Here is a 25,375-nt window from a genome sequence, read left to right on the forward strand (position 1 = left end):
AGCGCATGAATCTGGTGCAATTGACCCGCAAAGACCATGCCGGGCTGCGGCTCGATCCGCCCCGCGCACTGGCGGCGGCGGCGAGCGTCCACCTCGTGCCGCTGGTCGCCGGCGAGATCCGCAAGGTGGCGAGCCAGTTCCCCGTGTTCCTCGCCAAGGATGCGGAGACCGGCCAATTCTACCCCGCGGCGCTGCTCGGGCTGGAGCCGCAGGAGAATCTGTTCTGGGACGGCACGACCTTCGACGCCGATCATGTCCCGCTCAACCTGCTGCGGCTGCCCTTCTTCGTCGGCAGCGGCGCGCTGGAAGGGCAGGTCTGCATCGACAGCGACAGCGCGGCGATCGTGGCGGACGGCCCTGTGGGAATCGTCGAGGAGGATGGCCGCGATAGCCCCTATCTCCAATCGGTGCAGGCGATCCTCGGCCAGCTGGTCGCGGACGAGGCCCCCACCGCGGCGCTGGTCGCGCTGATCACCGAACATCGGCTGGTCAGCGAAGTGACGCTGGACGTGGCCTTCCACAACGGCACGTCCGCGTCGCTCGCGGGTCTCTACGGCATCGACGAACGGGCGCTGGGGCGCAAGGCCGCAATGCTGGCGGACTGGGACCAGGTGATGGTGCTCGCCGCGATGGCGCTGTCGCTCGATCATGTCGCGGGGCTTGTGCGGCGCAAGAATGCGCGGTTGGCGGCCGAGGCGGCGTGGTTCACCCCGGGCGCATGACCTTCTCCGCGACGCGGATGGGCGCAGAGCAGGTGCCGCTCTGGCAAGTCGACGACGCTCATCCCGCGCCGCAGGATCTGGCGGCAGCAGCGGATCGGGCCGTGTTCGGGCGGACGGAGGGCGACCTGTATCCCGGCCTGCGCGCCGCCGTGCCCGACGGCTATGCTGATTGGCTGGTGCGGGCGGCCGCAGAGATGCTGGGCGACGCTCCCGCCTTTCTGCGGGCGACGTTCGCGATCGCCAGCGACGATCCGGCCCAGCTGGCGCCGATCCAGCGCATCCCCCATTTCGACGACTGCGCGGACGCGATCGTCGCGACGGTCCATTATCTGTGCGGCCCGCCGCATGGCGGCACCAGCTTCTACCGCCATCGCGGGACCGGGTTCGAGCGGATCACCGCGGCGCGCCTGCCCTTGTGGCGGCAGGCGCTTGCGCGCGACGGGGAGACACATGGCCTGCCGCCCCGGGCGTATCACGAGGGCGACGGCGCGGCGTTCGAGCGGATCGGCCAGGTTCCGCTCAGCTTCAACCGCCTGATCCTCTACCCGGCCAACTGCCTGCATGCAGGCGACATCGCCGGTTCCTGGCAGCTGGCGGCGACCGGTCCCCGCCTGACCATCACGTCGCTGCTCCGCCTGCCCTGAGCCAGGCGCCCCGCGGCCTAACCGGAACGCTGCAAATCATCTCAATCTCCTGCCACCGCGTCTCAAACCGCCTGGCCGGTCTTGACGATTCGAGCGCGACGATGCCTGCCGCACGGGCACGGCGGGATCCTTCGGGGGGTGATACCGCGCGGGCAACGGCGGCGCCTTCCGGGGGGAGGGCGCGATCGCGCCGATCAACAGGGGGCGACGATGGTGCGCGGGCCGGGGGTGCGTGCGCCATCGTCGCATGCCGCGGCGCGCTCAATCGATCCGCTTCTTGCGCACCGTCCAGGCGGGATCGGTGCACAGCCGGCAATCGGTGCCCTGGAACCAGCGCGCTGCTCCCTTGTCGCCGCGCAGCTGCCAGTCCAGCCAGGCGACGTCCACCGGCGTCACCCGCCCGCCATTGGCATCCTGGAAGGTGCCGCCATGGCCGACATCGAGGCTGGCGAGCATTGCCGGCACCGTGTCGATCCGATCGACATCGTCGTTGCCGTTGGACCAGGCAATGTCCGACGGACCGCCCATGATGTAGAGCACCGGGGTGTGCAGCCGCCGCAGCGCTGCCTTGTCGATGGTGATGCCGCGGATCGGGTTGGTGCCGTCCTTGAACACCCCGCTATTGTGGACGATCACGGCGCGCACGCGCGGATCGGCGGCGATCTCCAGTGCCTGGAGCCCGCCGCAGCTATGGCCGGACACCGCGACCAGCCGTGGGTCGATGCGGCCGAAAAAGGGACTGCCGCGCCGCGAGTTTTCGGCGAGCGCCCAGTCGATCCCGGCGGCGACCTGTGCGGTCGTGGTCCGGATGCCGAGCGGGCCGGGCGGCGGAGTCTGTGGGCGGGGTGGGGCGCCGGGGCCGCTCAGCACTCGGCCGGCGGCGATCACCAGATAGCCGTGCGAGGCGATTTCGGCGAGGTGCAGCCGCACGCTGGCGCCGTCGTCGCTGCACGCGCCATTGCCCCACACCAGCACGCCCAGCTTCTTGGGGCCGAGCCTGGAGAGATCGGCGGGTTGGTAGAGCACATGATCAGGCAGCGTAGGATCGGTGCGCTTGACGGCGGGATAAGGGCCGGTGCCGGCGGTGTCGGGCATCGCTGCATCTGCCTGTTGCGATGCCTGCCTGGCGGATGCACCCGCCATTCCCAGTGCCCCCATGGCGACGATCGCCGCCACCCTTGCTGCCAGCTTCATCCCGTTCCTCCCCCGTTCGTTGGCTAGAGCCATACACCCGGTTGCGGTGTCCCGGCCAGCGGCGCGGTAGCTCTCGGTCGCGGGGCCGGGTCACGGATTCAGCAGGAAGACCACATAGCCCCGAAAGCGGGGATTGGCGGTGAGGCCCGGCGGCGGCGTCCATTCGCCGCCCTGGAGCAGGCCGATGCGGAAGGGAATGGGCAGCCGACCCAGCTTGGCGACATAGCCCTGGTAGCCGGGGATGACGCGCCGGCCCTGGTAGATCTGCACGACCACCTCGTCGACGACACCGGTCAGCTGTGCAAGGCCCTCGGGATCGCCATTGGCGCTCCAGTCGAGCAGCCCAGTGATGCCCAGCTTATACTGTGCGGGCAGCCTGGTGCGCAGCGCTTTCAGGAAGGTGGCATAGCGCGCGAGGTGGCGGGTGCGCGCGTCGAAATCGATCTGCAGTCCGGCGAGCCGGTTTCCCGCCCGCTGCCAGCGTTCGAGCGCGGCGCGCAGTTGCGCGTCGATCTGCGGGGTCCAGGATAGCGTCTCCACCCGCAGCACCATCCACAGCTCGGCATGGTCTATCCGCGGGACGGCCGGGCGCTGCGCGACCAGCCGCGGTGCATCGCCGCCGACCACCGCGCCCTGCAGCAAATAGATGCGGCGGGCGCGGGCAAGCGCGGGCTGCGGCTTGACCCCGGCCCAGAGCCAGAAGGCGTCGTAGCGGGCCGCATCGACCATGCCGCCGGGCGAGGTCTGCGTCGGGGCGCCGGAGAGCAGCAGCGGCAGCGCCAGCAGCAATCCGAGGCGCTTACCAATAATAGCGCAGCTCCTGCGCCCAGCGCGACTTCGGGTAGTCACGCTTCAGCCGCTGGAACCAGCCCTTGCGGACGGGCAGCTCGACGCCCTTGCCGCCACAGGTATTGGAGGCGCTGGGTGCGTAACAATTGACCGCGCGGAACAGCGCATAGGCCTTGTCGTCGGGCGAAGCGGCGGGGGAGGCCATCACCACCTGATAGGCGTCCAGCCGCGCATAGGGCGCACCCGCGAACCGGGTCGGCGTGCCGCCGAGTTCATCCTTTGCCGGCTGGCCATCGAGGAGGAACCCGTCGAAGCCGTTCACGCGGGTGAACTCGCCGAGGCAGAGCATCGCCTTCGCATCTGCGGCGGCGAGGCGGCGCTGCGTTTCCGGGAAGGCCGGGCAGCCATAGTCGCCGAGCTTCTTGCCCTTGGCGAACAGGGCAGTGGGCAGCGGCCGGGATCCGCTGAAATCGAAATAATATTCGGTTTCAACCGGCGCACCGGCCGGGATCAGCCGCAGATCGTCGACGAAATCGCGGTGCGAGCCGCGCGTCGCTTCCTTGTAGAGCAGCGTGAACAGCGCGACGTCGCGCTCGTGCGCCGAGGCGCTCGTCGCCTGCGCCTGCTGCCGCAGCAGCTTCGCATCGGCGACGTTCATCAGCAGCCGGTCGCGGATCTCCTGCGAGCGGATCGGCGAGTCGGGCGCGAACAGACGGTCGAGGCCGTCGTGCCGCTCGTCGTGCAGCGCCAGCGCGAGCTCGACGGCGGGGCGCTGGCCGGGTGCCTTGGCGCCGCTGAGCAGGTCGCTCCAGAAGCCGCGCACATTGCGGTCGGCCCGCACCTCCAGCGCCATGCCGCGCAGCATCTGGCGGCTGAATTCGAGATAGCTGAAATTGGCCTGGTGCGACGCATCGGGGAGGAGCTGCAGCGCTTCCTGCGGCTGCCCGCCGAGATGATAGGCATGGGCCGCCTGGAGGAAGGCGAACAGCGCCGGGTTGCGGGCGAACTTCGGGCGCTGGGCGTCGAGCGCGGCACGGGACAGCGGCTGGCAGCACGGGTCGCTGCCCTCCGCGGTGCGCATGTGCATCAGGTCGAACGCGGCGAGCAGGATCGGATCGTGCAGCGTCTCCGCGGTGGCGGTCGCCAGCAGCTTGGCGTCGATCTCCTGCGCCAGCGACACCGCGTCGATGCCGCGCTGCGCGTCCGGCAGCGCGATCAGCGCGACATATTCGGCTTCCAGCTTCGCACGGTCCTGCGCCAGCCAGTAGACGCGGCGCAGCAGGCCGCGTGCCGAGAAGAAATATTCGCCCTTGGGATAGGCCTTCATATAGCCGCGCAGCGCATTTTCCGCCGCGGCTACCAGCGTCGGGGCGACGGTGGCGCCTTGCTTGGGTGAGCCATAGGCATCGTAATAATCGACCTGCGCCCGGTTCACCGCCACGCGGCCCAGCATGTAGCGCGCGGTTTCGCGCAGCCACGGGTCGCGGGCGTTGGCGAGGGAGGCGAAGCGCGCCGCGGCACCGTCGAAGTCGCCGGCATAGAAGGCCGCCGCGCCGTCGAGATAGGCGGCGAAGGCCTTGCCTGCTTCCGACTTCGCGCCGTTCACTGCGGCGGTCAGCGCCGCGGTGCCGCTGGTGCCTTGGGCGCAGTCGGGATCCAGGCCTTTTCGGGCAGCGATCAATGCGGCGCGTTCGGGCTCTGGCACCTTCGCATTGGCGCGGATCGCGGTTTCGAAGTCGGCTGCCCCCGTTACGTTGCTGCGGCAGCGCGAACCTTCGCCATCCGCGAAGTACGGACTGCCGCCATCCGCCGAGCGCGGCAGCAGCAGGGACAGGTCCAGGAACACGGAAGGCGCGGCCGGTGCCTGCGGGCGCGGCGCGCCGGGCAGATCGGCGAGGAGCAGCGCCAGATTGGTCCGGCTGTCGTTGCGCGGCCCCAGCATCGCCAGATCGTCGCAGCCGCTATAGGCGGCGAAGGACAGCTTCCAGGTTGAGCTGCAGCCGTAATCGCTGCTGGCATGGGCCGGCAGGCTCCAGAGCGCGCCCATACCGAGCAAGAGGAAAAGGATCGTCCTGATCATGCTGTGCGCCCCGCAGTGAATTGCGGGCTGCGCCTACCGCAGCCGCTTCGGTCGCGCCATAGCCGCGTTCCGAACGCGCATCCCGGAACCCAGCGTTTCCGCCAGCCCACTTGTCGACCGGCGCCGGTTGCGCGCAACAGTGCATCGTTGCGCGGGCGACTCGGCTTCGGGTCGCGCGCTTCCGTGCGCCGCATCGGGCGGCGCGTGTTACCGAAGAGCGAGGCTGAGCGTGGCAGGGCTGAAACAACGATATAGCGGGATTGCGATCCTGCTCCACTGGGCGCTGGCGCTGCTGCTGCTGTTCCAGCTCGGGCTCGGCTGGTCGCTGGAAGACCTGCCGCATTCCACGCTCTTCATCGCATTCCAGTTCCACAAGTCTGTCGGCATCCTCATCCTGGTGCTGTCGCTCGCGCGGCTGCTGGTCCGCCTGTTCGTCTCGCGGCCGCCGGCAGAGGGGGTACCGGCGCTGAAGCTGCTGGCCAGCGTGGTCCATTGGGGGCTCTACGGGGTGATGATCCTCGGGCCGATCACCGGCTGGATCATCGTCTCCACCGCCCGCGTGAAGCTGCCGACGCTGCTGTTCGGCACGATCCCACTGCCGCATCTGCCGCTGGGGCAGGCGTGGAACGAGCCCGCCGAGACGATCCACGGGCTGATCGGCTGGCTGCTCGCCGGGCTTGTCGTGCTGCACATCGCCGGCGCGCTGCGACACCATCTGCTGCGCGACGATCTGATCGGCCGGATGATGCCGGCGGCGCTGTCGCGGCGCCCGGCGCTGTCGATCGCGGTGGTGGTGGCGCTGGCGGCATGCGCCGGCGCGTTCTTCGCTGGTTCCTGGCGCTACAAGGGCCATGCCGAGGTGCCCACGCCCTCGCAGCCGCTGCCGACCCCCGGCTCGACGCCGAACCTGGCGACCGCGCCCGCTCCGGCACCGACCGCGTCCGCCAGCCCGGCCGCCACGCCGGAACCGACGCCGACACCTTCTCCTTCGGCTTCGGACGCCGCGATGCCGGTGCGCAGCTGGAAGGTGGCGCCGGGCGGCACGCTCGGCTTCCGCACCGTCTATAGCGGCGAGACGATCAACGGCCGCTTCACCCGCTGGACCGGCGACATCCAGTTCAGCCCCGACGATCTGGCCCATTCCAAGATCGCGGTCGATATCGACCTCGCCTCGGTGAGCAGCGGCGATTCGGAGCGCGACGATACGCTGAAGGGCGACGATTTCTTCGGTGTCGCCGCCCACCCCAAGGCGCGCTTCACCGCCAGCCGGATCCGCAAGCAGGGCAGCGGCTATGTCGCCGATGGCATGCTGGCGCTGGCTGGTGCGAGCCGGCCGATGCCGGTCGCCTTCACGCTCAAGATCGACGGCGACCATGCGCAGGCGAGCGGTACCGCGACGGTGAAGCGTCTGTCGTTCGGCGTCGGCAAGGGCCAGTGGAGCGATGCCAGCACCATCCCCGACGCCGTTGCGGTGACCTTCCGCTTCTCCGCCGACGCGAAATAGGCGGGCAATGGAGGTTCGCGCGGCGCAGGCTGCCGATCGGGATGTCGTGATCGCCCTGTGGCAGGCCGCCGGGCTCACGCGTCCGTGGAACGATCCGGCCGCCGATTTCGATCGCGCGTTGCAGGGTGATGCCTCCACGATCCTGCTGCTGCGCGACGGCGATACGCTGCTCGGCACCGTGATGGTGGGCGAGGACGGGCATCGCGGCTGGGTCTATTACCTCGCCGTCGCCGAGTCGGCTCGGGGGCAGGGGCATGGCCGTGCGCTGATGGCGGCGGCCGAAGCCTGGCTGCGCGCGCGGGGCTGTCCCAAGCTTCAGCTGATGGTCCGCGAGGGCAATGATGCGGCGATCGGTTTCTATCGCGCGCTGGGCCTGGAGGTGCAGCCGGTTGTGACGCTCGGCCGTTTCCTTCACTAAGCGCGCATGACCATCGCGCTCTACGGAATCAAGAATTGCGACACGATGAAGAAGGCGCGGGCGTGGCTCGATGCCAACGCAATTCGCCATGTGTTTCATGATTATAAGGCCGAGGGCTTAGACCCCGCGCGGCTCGACCACTGGATTGCGACGGAGGGCTGGGAGCCGCTGCTGAACCGCGCGGGCACCACCTTTCGCAAACTTCCCGAAATGGACAAGATCGACCTCGATTCGGCCAAGGCTCGTGCGCTGATGATCGCGCAGCCGTCGATGATCAAGCGGCCGGTTTTGGAATATCCGGGCGGTTTGCTGATCGGATTCGCGGCAGAACGCTATGCTCGTGCGTTGCTCTGAGCACGAAAAATTTACACATTCATGGCCTAAGCACCGTGTTTATCCTAAATTAACACGATAAACGAAACGGGTTACTGGGATCGCATGGCGTCTTATATTCGACAACGGCCAGCCAGCTGGTTTCGCACCGTCGCAACGATGCTGGTCCTGTGGGGGCTGTTCGGCTGCCTCGTCTTCTATGCGCACGCAACGCTGGCGCTCCCGCGCGGTGTCGAGCCGAGCTTCTGGAACTGGGAATATTATCAGGCGGTGCCGCGCTGGTTCCTGGTCGATTATGCGATCGGGGTCGGCGCCAGCCTGCTGGGATCGCTGGCCATGCTGCGGCGCTCGCGCAAGGCCAATATCCTGTACGTCGTCTCGCTCGCGGCGGTGATCGTCCAGTTCGGCTATCTGTTCGCCACGGGCGGCCTTGCCGGGCCGGTGCAGGCGTTCGTGATCCCTGTCTTCATCCTCGGCGTGGCAATCTTCCAGATCTGGCTCGCCGGCATGGCGACCCGGCGGGGCTGGCTGCGCTGATCTGGAGCGGGCTGGCGGCCTCGCTCGCGACCCGCTAGACCGCGCGGCATGTCGCACCAGCTCACCCTCGATACCGCCACCAGCCGCGCCAACCCCACGCCCGCGCCGATGAAGCGCGTTACCGTGCCGGCGATCCGCAAGCGCAAGGGCGGGGAGCCGCTGGTGATGCTCACCGCCTATACCGTCCGCATGGCGCAACTGATGGACGAGGCATGCGATATGCTGCTGGTCGGCGACAGCCTGGGCCAGGTGATCTACGGGCTGCCGTCCACCGTGCCGGTCACGCTCGAGATGATGGCGGCGCACGGCGCGGCGGTGGTGCGCGGCAGCTATCATGCGCTGGTCGTCATCGACATGCCGTTCGGCAGCTACGAAGCTTCGCCGCAACAGGCGTTCGAGAGCGCCGCGCGGCTGCTCAAGGAAACCGGTGCCGCGGCGGTGAAGCTGGAAGGCGGCGCCGCGATGGCCCCGACAGTCCGGTTCCTCAACGAGCGCGGCATCCCGGTGATCGGCCATATCGGCCTGACCCCCCAGGCGATCAACGTGCTCGGCGGCTATGGCGCGCGCGGCCGCAGCGAGGCGGAGCATGCCAAGCTGGTCGGCGACGCCGTGGCGATGGACGAAGCGGGCGCCTTCGCGATCGTCGTCGAAGGCGTGGTCGAGCCGATCGCGGTGGAGATCACCAAGGCGGTCAAATGCCCCACCATCGGCATCGGCGCTTCGGCGCAGTGCGACGGCCAGGTGCTGGTCGCGGAGGACATGCTCGGCCTGTTCGAGCGCACCCCGCGCTTCGTGAAACGCTATGACGATCTGGCTGGCCGCATTTCCGCCGCGGTTGAAACCTATGCGGGCGAGGTACGGTCGCGGGCCTTTCCGGGACCGGATCAGGTCTATGCGCCGAAGGACTGACGGAGTAGGGCGATTTGCGTTCACGGCACGCGACGCTAAGGTCCGCGGCCGCATTAGACCCATGGAGTAGATTTTGGCGCTTCCTCCTTCCGGTACCACCGACGAGGCCTTTCTTCGCGAAGTCGACGAGGAATATCGGCGCGATCAGCTGATCCGCGCCGGCCGCCGCTATGGCATCTGGGTCGTGGTCGCCGTCGTGGCCTTCCTGGTCGCGGTCGCGGGCTGGCTGTTCTACGATCACAGCCAGCGCACCGCCGCCGAGGCTCGCGGCGAGGACTATGACGCCGCGCTTCAGCTCGCCGCGCAGAACCAGGCCGGCCAGGCCCAGCCCGGTCTCGACAAGCTGGCGCAGGGCGAGGACGGCTATGCCGCGATGGCGCGCTTTACCCAGGGCAACCTGCTGCTCCAGCGGGGCGACAAGAAGGGTGCTGCGGCCAAGTTCGCCAGCATCGTCACCGACAGCAAGCTCGCCCAGCCGTTCCGCGATCTGGCGCTGGTCCGCCAGACCCAGGCCGAGTTCGACACGATCAACCCGCAGGACGTGATCCAGCGGCTCGGCACGCTCGCCAACCCCGATTCGCCCTGGTTCGGCACCGCCGGCGAGATGGTGGCGGCCGCCTATCTGAAATCGGGCAAGCGCGGCGAAGCCGCTAAGCTCTATCGCCAGCTCAGCGAAGCCGGTCCCCGCGTGCCGGATTCGATCCGCGAACGCACCGCCGAACTCGCCAAGTCGCTTTCGGTCACGCCCACGGCGACGACCGCTCAGACCCAGGAAAAGCAAGCTAAATGAACACGAAGGTTCGCGTTGTAACGGCAGTGGCTGCGCTGGCGCTGGTCAGCGGCTGCGGCGTCTTCAAGGGCGGTGGCAGCAAGAAGACGCCCGTGCTCGGCGAGCGCGTGCCGATCCTGGTGACCGAAAACGACATCACCGCCGACAAGACGCTGGCGGGCATCGATGTCCAGCTGCCCGAAGCGTCGGTCAACGAGAATTGGAGCCAGCCTGGCGGCAGCGCCTCCAAGGCGATGGGCCATCTCGCGCTCGGCGAGTCGCTGTCGCGCGTCTGGTCCCGCCAGGTTGCCAAGCCGTCGAAGAGCGAGCGTCTCGCCGCCTCGCCGGTGATCGAAGGCAACAAGCTGTTCGTGATCGACCAGGTCGGCACCGTCCACGCGATGACGGCCGATACCGGCTCGGAACTGTGGACCGCGAGCACCGGCGCCGGCGACGACAAGCGCAGCCGCGGCGCGCTGTTCGGCGGGGGCGTCAGCGTCGACGGCGACCACGTCTATGCCTCGAACGGCCTCGGCGACGTGGTCGCGCTGCAGGTGGCGGACGGCAAGGAAATCTGGCGCAAGCGCCCCGGCGGCCCGCTGCGCGGCGCACCGACGCTCGCCAACGGCAATGTCTATGTGGTGACGCAGGACAACCAGCTGTTCGCGCTGACCCAGGACAAGGGCGAGGTTTCGTGGACCGCGACCGCCAGCCTCGAATCGCAGGGCGTGTTCGGCGTTGCGGCGCCGGCTTCGGCGCAGGGCACGGTGATCGCCGGCTTCTCCTCGGGCGAGCTCAACGCCTATCGCTACGAGAACGGCCTGTCGCTGTGGGGCGATGTGCTGACCCGCAACAGCATGACCACCTCGGTCTCGTCGCTCTCGGACATCGATGCCGAGCCGGTGATCGACCAGGGGCGCGTCTATGCGCTGGGCGAGGGCGGGCGGATGGTCGCGGTGGACATCACCAGCGGCTCGACGCTGTGGGAACAGAGCATCGGCGGCCTGGCCTCGCCGTACGCCGTGGGTGAGTGGCTGTTCGTCGTCACCGACGATGCGCGCCTGCTCTGCCTGTCGCGCAGCAGCGGCAAGCCGCGCTGGATCGTCCAGCTGCAGAAGTACAAGAACGAAAAGAAGCTGAAGAACCCGGTCGCCTGGAAGGGGCCGATCGTGGCGGGCGGACGCCTGTTGCTGATCAACACCCTCGGCCAGATCGTCTCGGTATCGCCCAAGGACGGCAGCATCCTCTCCACCAAGGAGACCAAGGATCCGCTGTCGCTGGCGCCGGTGATCGCCAACAAGACCCTCTACCTGCTCGACGACAAGGGTCGCCTGACCGCCTATCGTTGAGCCTGCTGCTCCGGCACGTTGCCGGGCGGAATAGCCATAAGGGGGCCGGGGCGCAGCGCTCCGGCCCCTCTCGTTTTTTCGGCGGCTTTGCGTCGCCCTTTCGACTGCGTTAGAGAATCGACCATGCCTTTGCCCACCGTCGCCATTATCGGACGCCCCAACGTGGGCAAGTCGACGCTGTTCAACCGGCTGGTCGGGAAGCGCCTGGCGCTGGTCGACGACCAGCCCGGCGTCACCCGCGATCGCCGCGAGGGCGATGCGAACCTGCTCGGCCTCGAATTCCGGGTGATCGACACCGCGGGCTATGAGGACGAGGATGCCGCGACGCTCCCCGGCCGTATGCGCGCGCAGACCGAGGCGGCGGTGCGCGAGGCCGACGTCTCGCTGTTTCTGATCGATTCCCGCGCCGGCGTGACCCCGCTGGACGAGGAAATCGCGCGCTGGCTGCGCTCGACCGATCGGCCGGTGGTGCTGATGGCCAACAAGGCGGAAGGCCGTGCCGGCGAGTCGGGCGTGCTGGAAGCGATGGCGCTGGGCCTTGGCGATCCGATCCCCTTTTCGGCCGAGCATGGCGAGGGCGTGGTCGATCTGTTCGAGGCGCTGCTACCGCATGTCGAGCGGGAGGAAGAAGCGCCGGAGGAAGATCCCGACAGCCCCGACGCACCGCTCAAGCTGGCGATTGTCGGTCGTCCGAACGCGGGCAAGTCGACGCTGGTGAATCGCATCCTCGGCGAGGATCGGATGATCACCGGGCCCGAGGCCGGGATCACCCGCGACTCGATCTCGATCGATTACGAGTGGACCGATTTCGAAGACAAGCCGCGCAAGGTGCGGCTGGTCGATACCGCGGGGCTCCGCAAGAAGGCGCGTGTCGAGGAGAAGCTGGAGAAGCTCTCCGTCGCCGACACGCTCCGCTCGATCGACTTTGCCGAAGTCGTCGTGCTGCTGCTCGACGCGACGCGTGGGCTGGAGGTGCAGGATCTCAAGATCGCCGATCGCGTGCTGCAGGAAGGCCGCGCGCTGATCATCGCCATGAACAAGTGGGACGTGGCGGAGAATGCCTCCAGCCTGTTCAACGGCGTCAAGGGCGCGCTGGACGAGGGGCTGGCGCAGGTGAAGGGCGTGCCGCTGCTCACCGTCTCGGCAGTGACCGGCAAGGGCCTGGACACGCTGATGCGTGTTGCATTCGAGACGCGCGACGCCTGGTCGCGGCGCGTGTCGACCGGCCAGCTCAACCGCTGGTTCGAGCGCGCGATCGAGGCCAACCCGCCGCCCGCTCCCGGCGGCAAGCGGATCAAGCCGCGCTACGTCACGCAGAACAAGACCCGTCCGCCCAGCTTCGTGCTGTTCGGCACACGCGTGGACCTGCTGCCGATGAGCTACCAGCGCTATCTGATCAATAGCTTGCGCCGCGAGTTCGATTTCGGCGCGGTGCCGGTCCGCCTGGTGCTGCGCGCGCCGAAGAACCCGTTCGACCGCGACAAGGACTAAGGGCTTCCTTTCCGCTTCTAAGTCCCCCCTCCCGCAAGCTGGAGGGGGGACTTAGAAGAAGGGAAGGGCCTTACTCCGCCTCGGCCGGCTTGCTGTTGAGCTGGATGTAATTCTCCAGCCCCATGCGCTCGATCATGTCGAACTGGCGCTCCAGCGTGTCGACATGCTCTTCCTCGCTCTCGAGGATCTTGAGGAACAGGTCGCGGCTGACGAAGTCGCGGACGGTTTCGCAATGCTGGATCGCGTCGCGCAGGACGGCGATCGCCTCCACTTCCAGCGCGAGATCGGCGCGGAGCAGTTCTTCGACATTCTCGCCGATGCGCAGGCGGCCGAGCAGCTGGAAATTGGGGAGACCGTCGAGGAACAGGATGCGCTCCGACAGCCAGTCGGCGTGCTTCATCTCGTCGATCGATTCGTGGCGCTCGAAATCGGCGAGCTTCTGCACGCCCCAGTGATCGAGCATGCGATAGTGCAGCCAGTACTGGTTTATCGCGGTGAGCTCGTTCTTGAGCACCTCGTTCAGATACTCGAGAACCTTGGCGTCGCCCTTCATATGCAAATCCCTTTCGTTTGAGCGACAGCCTAGCCGCGAAACGATCGGGACGGAACTGGGGAAGTGCGTTCAGGCGGCAGCCCGTTCCTCGGCAATGATGGCGCGGGCGAAGGGGACGCACTGGCCGCACTTGGCCTGGCAGCCGAGCGCGCGATAGGCCTGGCAGGCGCTCTGCGCACCGGATCGCGCCGCTTCCCGGACTTCCCGTTCCCGCAGGGCATTGCACACGCAGACGACCATCGACATTCCCTCGATTCTCTCGCTGCGAAGGATCTAGTGCGATTGCGAGCGATTCGCAAGGCTATTGCGAATGGGTTGCAGACTGCCGCGCGCCAAGCTGCGCCACAGCCATTCGAACGGGCCATAGCGGAAGACGCTCAGCCACGGCTGGGACCAGAGCAGCAGCAGCGCCCACACGCCGAATACCACCGGGTAGAGCTGCCAGCGCGAGAGATGGCCGAACCAACCCAGGCCATAGCCGTCGAAGAACCACACACAGAGCAGGCTGGTCGCGAGGTAGTTGGAAAACGCCATCCGCCCCGCTGCCGCCAGTCGCTGCGTCAGCCAGCCCTCGGGCCGCGCGGTATAGAGGATCAGGCAGGCCCAGCCCACGATCATCACCGGCCGCACCAGCCCGGGCAGCGTCACTGCCGCCATCAGCACGGCGAACAGGCTGAACTTCGCCGCGATCAGCCAGATCGCCAGCACGGCGTAGACGGGCAGGGCGATCGCCCAGCTGCGCAGCCACCAGCGCCGATAGGTTGCGCGCGGCCAGGCGCCGCTAAGCAGCCCGCTGCGCAGCGCCGCCATGCCGAACAGCATATAGCCGAGCGTCTCCCAGCCATAGACCAGCAGCATCGCGAGGGGGCTGGTCGCATATTCGCCAAAGCGCTGGCCGACCATCCCGGGATAATCGCCGCGGTGCACCGCCAGCTCGGAGGCGATGCGGGCCGCCGGGGGCAACCCGAACGCGTTGACCAGCGAGGCATATTCGCCCTGCATGGTCTGCGGCAGCAGCGACATCCGCCAGGCATCGTGGGCGAAGGTGGCGAACAACGCGGTGCTGACCAGCACCAGCACCGTACCCAGGCTCAGCAACCGCGCGATCGGCAGCTTGCGCAGGGGAAAGGCGAGCATGCCGACCAGCGCATAATGGGCAAGGATGTCGCCGTGCCAGACCAGCCAGAGATGGGCGAGGCCGAACAACAGCAGCCAGCCCATCCGCGCATAATGCGCCCGCGCCGGATCGCGCCCCCCCGCTTCCGCCGCGTCGGTGACGATCAGCAGCGAGGCGCCGAACAGGAAGGAGAACAGCCCGCGCATCCGCCCGTCGAAGAACAGGAAATTGACCAGCCACGCGGCGAGATCGGCGCCATGCCAGCCGCCATAGGCGCGCGGGTTGAAATAGGCCGCCTCGGGTATGCCGAAGCCGACGATGTTGAGCAGCAGGATGCCGAGCAGCGCGGTACCGCGGACGAGATCGAGCGAAAGCAGGCGGGCGGAAATCGGGGGATGCACTTCCGGCGCTTAGAACCAGCTGGCGATCTGATCCATCGCTTTACGCTCCAGCGCCGCCGCCGGCACCGTCGCATCTAGGGCGGGGTGCCCCGTGACGATCAGCATCACCGGCCGCTCATGCTCGGGCCGCCGGCACAATCGGTTGAGGAAGCGCGCCGGGGTGGCAGTGTGCACCAGCGTCGCCAGCCCCGCCATGTGCAGCGTGGTCAGCAGCAGACCGCAGGCGATGCTCACGCTTTCGGTAACGTGCGGGTTGGGGAAGCGATCGGTCTCGTTCGCCTTCATCTGGCCGAAGGCGACGATGATCCAGGGCGCGACTTCGAGATAGGGCTTGTCGGCATTGGTGCCGAGGTTCTGGAGCAGGCCCTGCCACTCGCTGCCGCCGATGCCGCCGTAGAAGTTGCGCTCTTCCTCTTCCACCGCCACGCGCAGCGCGGTCTTGGCGCCCGGCGACGAGATCGCGGCGAAATGCCAGGGCTGGCGATTGGCGCCGCTCGGCGCGGTGCCGGCAGCGGCGATCGCCGTCTCGATGATCGCGCGCGGCACCGGGCGGTCCGCAAAGCTTCGGCAACTGTGGCGCATCGCCATGCGCTCGCAAAAGGCTGCGGCGTTCGCGATCCGCGCGTCGTCCGGCAGATCGATGTCAGGATTCCAAGGCCGCATATCAGGTTTCATAGAGGAAATTGGGAACAAGCGTCGTCCACGGGGCGTCGCCTGTCCACCTGTGTCTTATGCGGAGACGCGCATGTCGAGTTTTATTCGGTCGCGGCCGTAAGCCGGGGCGTGAGCCGCACGCCCGACCAGCCGTCGAAGGCACAGCGGTCGTCCGCGTCCCAGCCCTGTGCCGCGGCAACGTCGGCGACGGTGGCGTCGCGCAGTTCGCTGGCGCCGGCGGGGTCGGGCCATGAAACCCAGCAAAAGCCGTTACTGGCGAGCAGCCCGCGCAATGCACCCAGTTCGCGTTCCAGATGATCGCGACGTGACGCGAACAGGTGCACGCCCTGCACGCCGTCGGTGGCGCATCCCAGCTCTTCTAGCGCGGCGCGTTCGGGTGCGATCGCGGCGCGCACCGCCGGGGGCATGTCGTGAAACCAAACGCGCATGCCCGGCTTGAAGCCGAGCCGCGTCGCCATCGGGGTGCCAGAACATTGTTCCATCATCGCCGCCCTCCTTGGATCAACCTACAGGATGCCGCCGATCGGCGCCAGCGGCCTTGATCGCGATCAGACCGTCGCGACCGCGCGGTCGATCGGAATGTTGCGCAGCTCCACCAGCGTGCCCGGGCGAGCGGGGCGGATGCGCAGTTCGGCATCCATGCCCTGGGCCAGGTTGCGCGCGATGCGCAGGCCCAGGCTGTCGACTTCGGCGAGATCGAAGCTCTCCGCCACCCCCGTGCCATCGTCGCGGATCGAGAGCGAGAGCCGGTCGCCCTCGGCGACGACCTGGACGAGGATGGTGCCGGTTTCGCGATCGGCGAAGCCATGTTCGATCGCATTGGCGATCCCCTCGGCCACGATCAGCGCGAGCGGGATCGCCCGATCGGGCGGGAGCAGCAACGCGCTGTTCGCTTCCACCACATGGCGGATGCCGGGCTTGCCGCCGCTTTCCGCCAGATCCTCGACCAAGGCCGTAACGAAGGCGTCGAGCGCGAGCGGTTCCCCGCGGCTGCCGTACAGCCTCCGCTGGATGCGGCCGATCAGCTGGAGCTTGCCGGCGGCCTCGCCGATCGCGCGCTTGGCTTCGCCATCGGCGACCCCGCGGCGCTGAAGCGCCAGCATCGCGCCGACCATCTGGAGATTGTTGGAAACGCGGTGCTGCAGTTCCTCGAACAGGATCTCCGTCCGTGCCGCAAGGCTGGCGCTGCGTTCGCGCTCCGCCAGCAGCCTGGCATTGGCGATCTGCATCCAGTGGACGAGCAGGACGTCTACCGTCACCACCCCGGCATAGAAGAACAGCGCAACCGCGGTTCCGCGGCCAAGTTCGAAGCTGCGCAGCGGCGGGATGAAGAAATACCAGGCAAGCAGCCCGCAAACGAACGCGGCGACGACGCCCGGGCCCCGCCCGAACAGGAACGAGGCGAAGATCACCGCCGGGAAGAAGGTCAGATAGGGAAAGCCGGGCGGAAAGAACGGATCGAGCACCAGCCGCAGCCACCAGGCGAGCGCGCAGAAGCCCAGCGTGATCGCATAGGCCAATGGTCGCCGCTTCTCGAGCAACGGAAGATGTTCCAGCGTCCGATGGTAGGAGTTCATTGCCACCCGTTGCCCCAGTTCTGACCCGCGAACGCGGCATCGCTCCCCAGGGATCGGAGCGGCCATGCGGCCACTCTCATCGTTCAGAAACAATGCAGACGCAAGCGCCTCGTCAACGCGGTACGGTCAGACACACCGTGGTGCCGATCGGCATGCCCCGGCGCACTTCCAGCGTTCCGCCCAGCGCCGCAGCACGTTCGTGCATGCCTTTCAGACCATAATGGCCGGGGCGCTCTCCCTTTTGCGCGATCGCCGGTGGGATGCCGCGGCCTTGGTCGGCGATCGCGATCCGCAGCCTGCCGTCGCCGCTGTTGATTCGGACCTGCGCGAGCAACGTGCCGGCATGACGGCGAACATTGGCAAGGGCCTCCTGCACGATGGCGAGGATCTGCTCCAGCTCCTCGGGCAGGAAGCGCAGCGGTGGACCGTCGCGGGTGACGGTGACGATCAACCCCTCCTCGGCCAGAAGCCGGGCAAGCTCCTCGATCAGCGGCTGCGGATCGCCGGGGCCGGCGATGCGGCGCAGCGCCAGTACCCGGTCGCGCGCTTCGATCATCACGTCGTCGGCGCGGTCCAGCGCGCTGTCGATCAGCGTCTGCGCCTTGGAGCCGGGTTCGGTGGCATAGGCGGCGGCCTGGAAGCGCAGTATCAGCCCCTGCATGCTCTGGAGCAGCGTGTCGTGCAGCTCGCGGGCGATGCGCTCGCGTTCGGCGAGCTGGGCTTCGGCACGCGCGCGGGTGCGGGCCAGCTGTTCGCGCAGTCGCCAGGCATAGAGCAGCCACAACGCGCCCGCGCCCGCACCGATGGCCAGCAGCCGGAACCACCAGGTCTGATAGAAATGCGGGGCGATGGTGACGGTGACGGTGGCGCCGTCGCGGTTCCATACCCCATCATTGTTGGCGGCGATCACCTGGAAGCGCCAGCTGCCGGGGCCGAGATTGGCGTAATAGGCCTCGCGCGCGGTGCCCGCATCGATCCAGTTGCGGTCGACGCCGATCAGCCGGTAGCGGAAGCGCACCCGTTCCGCTTCCGCAAGGCTCAGCGCGGTATAGGCGATGCGCAGATTGGCGGTGCCGGCGGGGAGTGCCACGTTGCGCGGGTCGGCATAGCTGCGGTCGTTCGCCGTCAGCCGCAGGATCGCCACGGGCGGCGGAAGCGGGTTGTGGACAATTCGGGCGGGATCGATCCAGCCGATGCCGACATTGTCCGCCACCCAAATGCGCCCGTCGCCGCCGCGTACCGCCGTGCTCTTCGGTGCGCCTTGCTGGGCGATGCCGGGCAGGCCGTCGGCGGCGGTGAAGCGTTGGTGCTGCAGCGCTGCGTGCGGGTCGGCAAAGGCCGCGTCGAGCGCCGCTTTGCTGGTCTGGACCAGCCCCTGCACGCCGTTGATCCACACCATGCCGTCCGGCGCCTGAACGATGCCGGTGATGCCGCCGAGTTCGGGCATGCGGCTGTCCGAGAGGGCCCGCAGCCGCCCCTGTTCCAGTCGCGCAAGCCCGAGTTCGCCGCCCACCAGCGTGCCCGCGGGCCCCTCCGATACCAGCGCGATGCTCCCGACCCTGTCGCCGGCGATGGCGTGGAGACCCGTCCGATCCCGTCGATACAAGCGGTCCTGCCCATAGAACCAGGTGCCGCCGCCGCTGCCCGAGGCGGCGTAAAGTCGGTTCGCCGGCTGATCGGTTGCGGGCAGGGCACGCCACCGGGGTCCGGCCAGCTGGAACACGCCGACATCCTGGACCGAGATCCACTGGGTATTCCCCTGCCGCGCCCAAGTGGAGGCTGGACCGGGCAGCGCCGGCGTCGGCAAGGTCGCGAAGCTATTGTCGTGCAGCCGCACCAGCCGGTCCTGAAGCGAGACGACGAGGTCGTTGCCGTCCGCCTCGATCATCGCGATTCCCTGATCGAAGCGGCGCAGCCAGCGCAGCGGTTCGCCGGGGCGGGCACGGTAGAGATTGTGCGGGTTCGCGGCGTAGACGGTGCCGTCCTGCGTCGCCGCCAGCTCAAAGCCGCCGAGCACGCTATCGTCGACGCGCAGCGCGGTCGCGGCGCTCACCGGCCGCAGCCGGAACAGGCCGAGATTGGTGCCGATCCAGAGATTGGCCTCGTGGTCCTCCAGCAGCGGCACCGCGACGAGCGAGGGCAGTCCTTGCTTGGTGGTGAGGCGGGTGAAGGACGGGACGGCGCTGCCCGCATCGCGAGTCTGAAGCACGCCGCCGGCGAACAGCGTTCGCCACAGCGCGCCGTCCCGCGTGAACCGCATCCGATCGGCGGCGGGCGGGTGCATGCCCGGTGCCAGCGGTGCGATCCGTATTCCGGCGGCGCGGGCGGCGGGTGCGTCCGCGGGATTGCCCGAGGCCCAGATCTCGCCGTCCGGTGCAACAGCGAGGCGCACGCGGTACAGGCTGCGCGTGACGGGGGTAAAGCGGGTGCTGCCCGGCCGCAGCACGCGAATGTCGGTTTCGGTGGCCACCCAGATCGCGCCGTCGCGGCCGGTGACGACGCTGGAGGCGCGGCCAGCGGGCATGCCCTGTGCCGCCCCCACACGCGCGATGCCGCCGGGTCCGATGCGGAACAGTCCGCCCTCCGGCCCGGACATCGCCACCCAGATCGTCCCGTCCGAGCGGCGCGCAAATTGCTCCACGACGGCGTTGGGTGCGCCGAAGCTCGACACCCGGCCACCCTGCAGGTGCGAGACCTGGCCGTCGAAATGGCCGATCCACAGGCTGCCATCGGGGTCGGCGAGCAGGGCAGTGATGTTGCGCGAGGGGAAACGGCCGATGCGCGGCACCACCGGCTCGAAGCTGATACCGTCGAACCGGTAGAGCCCCGCGCCGGTGCCGAGGTACAGGAAACCGTCGCCGCCCTGGGTCAGCGCCCAGATGTCGGGCGGGGCGCCGTCTACCAGATGCCAGGCGCGGAGGTTGTACTGGTCGATGCTGCGCTGGAGCGGCGCCTGCGCGAGGCCGGGCGCCGCGGCGAAGATCGCCGACGCCAGCAGCATCGTCCAGGTTCGTCTGCGCCGCATCGCTCGCCTATCGCCTCCTCGGCTTCCGTGCCCTGCGATCGTTCGCACGGCAAGGGGCCGCGCCGAAGCGTGCGGCAGCTGCGGCCCCGACCGCAGTATCCGCATTGCACGCGGCGCGGGGAGCATATAGCCTCACCGGATCAGCACACGGGAAGACTCGCCATGACGCTCGTGACGACCCCCTTGGATCGATTTTCGGTGATCAGCACCGGCAACGGCCCGGCCCGCGCCCTTTCCGCTCTGTTCGGCGCGCCGCTGCGGGCCGATGCGCATCTCGATTATTCGGAAGAGACGGTGCGCCAGCGCAGCTTGTGGGCGGCCAAGCTCGATTCGGCGATCCTCCATGCCGAGCGGCCGGTGCTGCTGGTCGCGAACGGCGCGAGCTGCTTCGCCGCGACCTGGTGGGCCCGGCTCTCGCCGCGCCACTACATCACCCGCGTCGCCGGCGCGCTGCTGATCGATCCGATCGCGGGGGAGGGCGATGCCGCGCATTTCGCCTCGCCCAAGATCCGGCTGCCCTTCCCCTCGCTGCTGCTGAGCGGCGACACGCCCGACGCAGCGATCGCCGAGCGGGTGCAGGCGCTCGCCACCGGCTGGGGCAGCGCCGTCGGCGGTATTCCCCAGCTGCCGCATGCTCGCCGCAGCGGCAGCCACTGGCAGGGCGCCCGCGATCTCGTGCTGCGGATGACCGCGGGCATCGTCGAGCGCCGCGCCCAGACCGCCGACGCCCTGGCGGCGGTCCTGGCGCCCGAGCAGGACTGAATTTTCGCGCTTAGTCCTTCTTGGAGAGGGGGCGGCGCTGGTCGAGGTCGAACTCGTCGCCATGGCTGAGCACGTGCAGGCGAACGTCGTGCATCGATAGCGTGCGTTCGGGGCTCGCCTCGGCGATGTTCGAGCGGGTGACGCCCGAGCCGTCGACGATCGTGACGGCGCCGGCACCCACCACGCGGAAGCAGCAGCCCTCCAGCACGATCGCGGTATCCTCGTCGATACCGATGCCCAGCACGCGCGGGTTCTGTGCCACCGCGCCGAGCAGCCGGCCGATCCGGCCGCGCTCGGCGAAATGCTGATCGATGATCACGTCGCGCACCAGCCCCAGGCCGGGGGCCATGTGCAGGTCGCCGATACGGTGCGATTCAGAACTCGAGCCCTTTACCAGCATCGTCTCGCTCATCACCGATGCACCGGCCGAGGTGCCCGCCACAACGCCGCCGCGATCGTGGATGTCGCGCACCATGCGCTCGACCGGCGTGTCGCCGATCTGGCTGGAGATACGCAACTGGTCTCCGCCGGTGAAAAAGATGCCCGCGGCACCGTCGAACAGCGATTGCGTCTCCGCCTCCAGCGTTTCGCCGCGTTCGTGGACGTAGAGCTCGACGAGGTTGTCGACGCCCAGCGCGCCGAACGCCTTCTGATAGGCTTCGAAATAGCCCTCCGGCTTGTGGCTGGCGACGGTGGCGATGACGAGCTTTCCGCCCTGCACCCGCTTGGCCACTTCCTGCAGGATCGCCTTGTCGCGTTCCTTGTCTTCATGGCCGCCGATGATGATCAGGGGTCCGCCGCGTTCAGCCATTCAGGAAATCCTTCAACTCGTCGCGGTGGACGCCCGCGCGCGGGGCATCGAGCCCACTGGAATGCAGTGCCAGCGCAAAATGATCGCTGTTATGGGCAACGCCGAACGCGCCCGAGCGCTCCACGACGATGGCACCCGCTTCGCCGCCGACGCGGCCGAGCCGGGCGATGGCGTGTTCCGCCGCCTCGCCGGCCGACCCGCCGCGTTCGAGTGCGTGCATCACCTGCGCCGCGAGCATCGTCCGCAGGATCGCCTCGCCATCGCCGGAAAAGGCGCAGCCGCCCAGCGTGTCGTCGGCATAGAGGCCGGCGCCGGGCACGGGGGAATCGCCGATCCGGCCGGGGTGCTTGCCCGGCAGCCCGCCCGTGGACGTAGCCGCGGCGATCGCGCCGGTGGTGTCGATCGCGACGCAGCCGACGGTGTCGTGCGCCTTGCTGTTTTCCGAGGCGAGCGCTTCGCGGGAGAGCATCGTCTCGGGCTCGACCAGATCGATGCCGTTGTCTGCCGCGAACCGCTCGGCACCTTCGCCAGCGAGCAGCACGGGGCGCGCAGGCAGCATTGCCCGCGCGACGCTGACCGGATTGCGCACGCGCCGCACGCCCGCCACGCCGCCGAGGGTGAGTTCGGTGCCTTCCATCAGCGCCGCGTCCATCTCGACGGTGCCGTCGCTCGTGAGCACCGAGCCGAAACCCGCGTTGAACACCGGATCATCCTCCAGTACCCGCACCGCTGCCTCCGCGGCGAGGACCGCGCTGCCGCCCGCGCGCAGCACCGCCGCGCCCGCTTCGGCGGCGGCGGCGGTCCCGGCGCGGTTGCGATCGTGGAGCGCCGTGTCGATCGTCTTGGCGCCGCCATGGACGATGATCGCCCAGCGGGTTGCTTCAGGCATGCTGCTTCTCCCGCACGGCCGCTTCGGGCTGGAAGGCGACGATCCGGTCCCACACCGCCTGGATCGCGCTGGGCATGATCACCAGCAGGTCGCCCGGGCGGCCGAGCCGGAGCACCATGTCCACCGCCTCCATCTCGTCGACGATGCGGTGCACCTGTTCGGGCCGCACGCCTGCCGCCATCGCACCTTCCGACATCAGCCCGTTGGTCTCGCCGCGCGGGCGGCCGCGGCCGTCGGGGGCTTCGCGGAACACGATCTCGTCGAAGATCGCGCCGGCGAGCTGGCCCATCTCGACGATGTCGCAGTCGCGCCGATCGCCGGGGATGCTCACCATCCCGATCACCCGGTTGTAGCGACTGCGCATCCTATCGATCACCTGGCCCAGCGCCTGCAGACCCGCGGGGTTGTGCGCATAGTCGAGGATATGGCGACGGCCATGCGCGTCATGGATGTTGAGCCGGCCGGGCGAATCCTCGAACGAGATGCTGAAGGGGCTGAGCCCGTCGCGGATCGTGTCGATCGACAGCCGCTGCGCCGCGCACATCGCCACCGCGGCGAGCGCATTGGCGATGTTGAAATCGGCGATTCCGCCTAGCGTCGCGGGGATGTCGGCCGCAGCCATCACCTCGATACGCTCGCCGCCGCGATGGAGGACGATGCAACCGCCATAGCTGCCGGGCTCGCGGACTACCGCCATGCCACCCTCGGCGATGTGGCGGCGGAGATCGTCGGACATGTCCCGGCCGCCGGCCAGCGAGAACCAGACGATCGTGCCGCGCGCATGGCGGGCGATGCGGTGGCACATCGGATCGTCGGCATTGAGCACCGAATGCCCGCGCCGCGCCACGCTCTCCACCACCACGCCCTTCACCTTGGCGAGGTCCTCAACCGTGTCGACGCCCTTGAGCCCGAGATGATCGGCGGTAACGTTGAGCACCGCGCCGACATCGGCGCCGTCGAAGCCGAGCCCTTCGCGCAGGATGCCGCCGCGCGCCGTCTCCAGCACCGCGACGTCGACGGCGGGGTTGCGCAGCACCGTGCGCGCACTCTTCGGCCCGCTGGCATCGGCCTCGACCATCAGATGGCCGTTGAAATAGATGCCGCTGGTAGAGGTCATGCCGACATTCCTGCCGGCCTGCTGCAGGATGCGGGACACCATCCGCGCCGTCGTCGACTTGCCGTTGGTGCCGGTGATCGCGAAGATCGGGATCCGGCTGCGGCTGCCGCGTGGGTACAGCATGTCGATCACCGGCGCAGCGACGTCGCGCGGGGTGCCGCTGGAGGGCTCCAGATGCATGCGGAAGCCGGGCGCCGCGTTGACCTCGACGATGCCGCCGCCGGTCTCGCCGAGCGGGCGGCGAATGTCCGGCGAGAGGAAGTCGATCCCGCACACATCGAGCCCGACCACTGCCGCCGCCTGTTCGGCGATCGCGCGGTTGGCGGGGTGGATCACGTCGGTGCGATCGACCGCCGTGCCGCCGGTGGAAAGGTTGGCGGTATCGCGCAGGATCACCTGTTCGCCGGCCATCGGGATGGTGGCAGGGGTGCGGCCGCTCTTCTCCAGCAGCGCCAGCATCGCCTCGTCGATGACGATACGGGTCAGGACATTCTCATGGCCCACCCCGCGGCGCGGATCCTGGTTGAGGTCGTCGATCAGCTGGGCGATCGAGTGGAAGCCGTCGCCGATCACCTGCGCCGGCACCCGCTCCGCCACCGCGAGCACCTTGCCGTTCACGACGAGGATGCGGTGGTCGTTACCGGGTACCTGCTGCTCGACGATCACGCGGCGACCATGCTGGAGCGCGAGATCGAAGGCGGTGCGCAGCGCGTCTTCGTCGGCAATGCCGGTGGTGACGCCGCGGCCATGGTTGCCGTCGAGCGGCTTCACCACCACCGGCCAGCGCAGCCGCTTGGCCTCGGCCAGCGCCTCCTCCACCCGGCGCACGACCACGCCGCGCGGGACGGGCAGCCCGGCCGCGCCGAGCAGCTGCTTGGTCATCGCCTTGTTGCCGGCGATGTCGACCGCGATCTGCGCGGTGTCACCGGTGATGCTGGCGCGGATGCGCTTCTGGCGGCTGCCCTGGCCGAACTGGATCAGGCTCTGCTCGTTGAGGCGCGTGACCGGGATGCCGCGCCGCTCCGCCGCCTCGACCAGCGCGCGCGTGGTGGGGCCGAGCGCGTTGGCCTTCAGGATCGCTTGCAGCGACGCGATGATCGCGCGCACGTCCTGCGGCGCATCGAGCGGGGGCGTGCCGAGCAGCTGCAGCCCCTCCACCTTGCGAAGCGGCTCGGGCAGCAGGTCGGCGACCAGCCGGATTGCTGCGAGGCCGGCGGCGAGCGCCAGCGTCTCGTCGCGATAGGTGTAGAGGATGTTGTACACCCCCGGCCGGTCCCTGACCGAGCGCGTCTTGCCGCGCGTGACGCGCGAGCCGGCGAGCGTCTGCAGCTCCAGCGCGACATGCTCGATGATATGGCCCATCCAGGTGCCTTCGCGCAGCCGCTCCACGAAGCCGCCGGGGCGCTGATAGCTGCAGCCATGGACGCCGAGGCCGGGAAGCAGGGCGAGCAGTGCATCGGTGAAGCCGGGAAGCTTGTCGCTCGGCCATTGCTCCAGATCGCGCAGATCGACCTGGATGCGGATCATCGGGCGCGTACTGAACAGATGCGGACCGCGATAGACGCTCCGCTCGAGCACCCGCAATCCGTTTGCCGAAGCCGGGCGCACGAAATCGGCCGGCTGCACCAACGCTGTCATAGTGGACCTCTAGAAGGGGGCGCTGAGAACCAGTGCCTGAGCCGCTCTAACGGACCAGATTTCCCAGCGTT

24 protein-coding genes are annotated in these 25,375 nt (G+C 68.6%); 11 read left to right on the forward strand and 13 right to left on the reverse strand.

Annotation, left to right across the window (positions count from 1 at the left end):
* Window positions 1-5: 5 nt before the first annotated feature.
* Both ACTJKY_RS09700 and ACTJKY_RS09705 read left to right on the forward strand, forming a co-directional pair.
* Entirely contained in the window at window positions 6-722 is a 717-nt protein-coding gene (locus ACTJKY_RS09700; RefSeq protein ID WP_440845722.1) for a SapC family protein, read from the forward strand.
* Window positions 719-1,366 (forward strand): DUF6445 family protein, encoded by a 648-nt coding sequence (locus ACTJKY_RS09705; protein WP_440845723.1) that lies wholly within the window; start codon window positions 719-721, stop codon window positions 1,364-1,366. The genes ACTJKY_RS09700 and ACTJKY_RS09705 overlap by 4 nt, the downstream gene beginning before the upstream one ends.
* 261 nt (window positions 1,367-1,627) lie before the next feature.
* Here ACTJKY_RS09705 and ACTJKY_RS09710 read toward each other — a convergent pair whose 3' ends face one another.
* The 3 genes from ACTJKY_RS09710 to ACTJKY_RS09720 all read right to left on the reverse strand — a co-directional run bounded on the left by ACTJKY_RS09710 (window position 1,628) and on the right by ACTJKY_RS09720 (window position 5,429).
* On the reverse strand, window positions 1,628-2,560 hold the full coding sequence (locus tag ACTJKY_RS09710) for a hypothetical protein (protein ID WP_440845724.1): 933 nt from the start codon (window positions 2,558-2,560) through the stop codon (window positions 1,628-1,630).
* 90 nt (window positions 2,561-2,650) lie between these two features.
* On the reverse strand, window positions 2,651-3,349 hold the full coding sequence (locus ACTJKY_RS09715) for a DUF3142 domain-containing protein (RefSeq protein WP_440845725.1): 699 nt from the start codon (window positions 3,347-3,349) through the stop codon (window positions 2,651-2,653).
* 10 nt (window positions 3,350-3,359) lie between these two features.
* Window positions 3,360-5,429 (reverse strand): hypothetical protein, encoded by a 2,070-nt coding sequence (locus tag ACTJKY_RS09720; protein WP_440845726.1) that lies wholly within the window; start codon window positions 5,427-5,429, stop codon window positions 3,360-3,362.
* Window positions 5,430-5,658: 229 nt separating this feature from the next.
* Here ACTJKY_RS09720 and ACTJKY_RS09725 point away from each other — a divergent pair, with 229 nt between their 5' ends.
* The 8 genes from ACTJKY_RS09725 to der all read left to right on the forward strand — a co-directional run bounded on the left by ACTJKY_RS09725 (window position 5,659) and on the right by der (window position 12,739).
* Window positions 5,659-6,933: a YceI family protein gene (locus ACTJKY_RS09725; protein ID WP_440845727.1), complete on the forward strand. Its 1,275-nt coding sequence runs from the start codon at window positions 5,659-5,661 to the stop codon at window positions 6,931-6,933.
* A 7-nt stretch (window positions 6,934-6,940) separates the two neighbouring features.
* The gene (locus ACTJKY_RS09730) at window positions 6,941-7,351 is read left to right on the forward strand and encodes a GNAT family acetyltransferase (RefSeq protein WP_440845728.1); all 411 of its coding nucleotides are present in this window, start codon (window positions 6,941-6,943) and stop codon (window positions 7,349-7,351) included.
* A gap of 6 nt (window positions 7,352-7,357) precedes the next feature.
* Window positions 7,358-7,705, forward strand: a complete 348-nt coding sequence (locus ACTJKY_RS09735; protein WP_440845729.1) for an ArsC family reductase — start codon at window positions 7,358-7,360, stop codon at window positions 7,703-7,705.
* Window positions 7,706-7,843: 138 nt separating this feature from the next.
* Window positions 7,844-8,221, forward strand: a complete 378-nt coding sequence (locus tag ACTJKY_RS09740) for a hypothetical protein (RefSeq protein WP_440845730.1) — start codon at window positions 7,844-7,846, stop codon at window positions 8,219-8,221.
* Between the two features lie 48 nt (window positions 8,222-8,269).
* Window positions 8,270-9,130: a 3-methyl-2-oxobutanoate hydroxymethyltransferase gene (panB, locus tag ACTJKY_RS09745; RefSeq protein WP_440845731.1), complete on the forward strand. Its 861-nt coding sequence runs from the start codon at window positions 8,270-8,272 to the stop codon at window positions 9,128-9,130.
* A gap of 73 nt (window positions 9,131-9,203) precedes the next feature.
* Window positions 9,204-9,920, forward strand: a complete 717-nt coding sequence (locus ACTJKY_RS09750; protein ID WP_440845732.1) for a tetratricopeptide repeat protein — start codon at window positions 9,204-9,206, stop codon at window positions 9,918-9,920.
* A complete protein-coding gene (locus tag ACTJKY_RS09755; RefSeq protein ID WP_440845733.1) occupies window positions 9,917-11,248 on the forward strand; it encodes an outer membrane protein assembly factor BamB family protein in 1,332 nt (443 codons plus the stop codon). The genes ACTJKY_RS09750 and ACTJKY_RS09755 overlap by 4 nt, the downstream gene beginning before the upstream one ends.
* 123 nt (window positions 11,249-11,371) lie before the next feature.
* Entirely contained in the window at window positions 11,372-12,739 is a 1,368-nt protein-coding gene (der, locus tag ACTJKY_RS09760) for a ribosome biogenesis GTPase Der (RefSeq protein ID WP_440845734.1), read from the forward strand.
* 70 nt (window positions 12,740-12,809) lie between these two features.
* Here the strand turns inward: der and bfr are convergent, their stop codons facing one another.
* From bfr to ACTJKY_RS09795, 7 genes are all read right to left on the reverse strand, one after another.
* Window positions 12,810-13,292, reverse strand: coding sequence for a bacterioferritin (gene bfr, locus ACTJKY_RS09765; protein ID WP_440845736.1), 483 nt, complete (start codon window positions 13,290-13,292; stop codon window positions 12,810-12,812).
* A gap of 69 nt (window positions 13,293-13,361) precedes the next feature.
* Entirely contained in the window at window positions 13,362-13,532 is a 171-nt protein-coding gene (locus ACTJKY_RS09770; protein WP_010545522.1) for a (2Fe-2S)-binding protein, read from the reverse strand.
* A 33-nt stretch (window positions 13,533-13,565) separates the two neighbouring features.
* On the reverse strand, window positions 13,566-14,810 hold the full coding sequence (locus ACTJKY_RS09775) for a DUF418 domain-containing protein (RefSeq protein WP_440845738.1): 1,245 nt from the start codon (window positions 14,808-14,810) through the stop codon (window positions 13,566-13,568).
* Window positions 14,811-14,819: 9 nt separating this feature from the next.
* On the reverse strand, window positions 14,820-15,485 hold the full coding sequence (locus ACTJKY_RS09780) for a nitroreductase family protein (RefSeq protein ID WP_440845739.1): 666 nt from the start codon (window positions 15,483-15,485) through the stop codon (window positions 14,820-14,822).
* Window positions 15,486-15,565: 80 nt separating this feature from the next.
* A complete protein-coding gene (locus ACTJKY_RS09785) occupies window positions 15,566-15,967 on the reverse strand; it encodes a hypothetical protein (protein WP_440845740.1) in 402 nt (133 codons plus the stop codon).
* A gap of 66 nt (window positions 15,968-16,033) precedes the next feature.
* A complete protein-coding gene (locus tag ACTJKY_RS09790; RefSeq protein ID WP_440845741.1) occupies window positions 16,034-17,062 on the reverse strand; it encodes a sensor histidine kinase in 1,029 nt (342 codons plus the stop codon).
* A gap of 112 nt (window positions 17,063-17,174) precedes the next feature.
* Entirely contained in the window at window positions 17,175-20,087 is a 2,913-nt protein-coding gene (locus ACTJKY_RS09795; protein ID WP_440845742.1) for a sensor histidine kinase, read from the reverse strand.
* A 162-nt stretch (window positions 20,088-20,249) separates the two neighbouring features.
* Here ACTJKY_RS09795 and ACTJKY_RS09800 point away from each other — a divergent pair, with 162 nt between their 5' ends.
* On the forward strand, window positions 20,250-20,849 hold the full coding sequence (locus ACTJKY_RS09800) for an alpha/beta hydrolase (protein WP_440845743.1): 600 nt from the start codon (window positions 20,250-20,252) through the stop codon (window positions 20,847-20,849).
* Window positions 20,850-20,859: 10 nt separating this feature from the next.
* On the opposite strand, the gene ACTJKY_RS09805 is transcribed toward ACTJKY_RS09800, so the two are convergent.
* The 3 genes from ACTJKY_RS09805 to cphA are packed head-to-tail and all read right to left on the reverse strand — an operon-like array spanning window position 20,860 to window position 25,304.
* On the reverse strand, window positions 20,860-21,660 hold the full coding sequence (locus ACTJKY_RS09805; protein ID WP_440845744.1) for a cyanophycinase: 801 nt from the start codon (window positions 21,658-21,660) through the stop codon (window positions 20,860-20,862).
* Window positions 21,653-22,549 carry an isoaspartyl peptidase/L-asparaginase family protein gene (locus tag ACTJKY_RS09810; protein ID WP_440845746.1) on the reverse strand — a complete coding sequence of 299 codons (897 nt, stop codon included), beginning with the start codon at window positions 22,547-22,549 and terminating at the stop codon, window positions 21,653-21,655. The genes ACTJKY_RS09805 and ACTJKY_RS09810 overlap by 8 nt, the downstream gene beginning before the upstream one ends.
* Window positions 22,542-25,304: a cyanophycin synthetase gene (cphA, locus tag ACTJKY_RS09815; protein ID WP_440845747.1), complete on the reverse strand. Its 2,763-nt coding sequence runs from the start codon at window positions 25,302-25,304 to the stop codon at window positions 22,542-22,544. Before cphA ends, ACTJKY_RS09810 begins: the two co-directional genes overlap by 8 nt.
* Window positions 25,305-25,375: the final 71 nt, after the last annotated feature.

It is taken from the genome of Sphingomonas sp. 22176, assembly GCF_052045505.1.
Taxonomy (GTDB): Bacteria; Pseudomonadota; Alphaproteobacteria; order Sphingomonadales; family Sphingomonadaceae; genus Sphingomonas.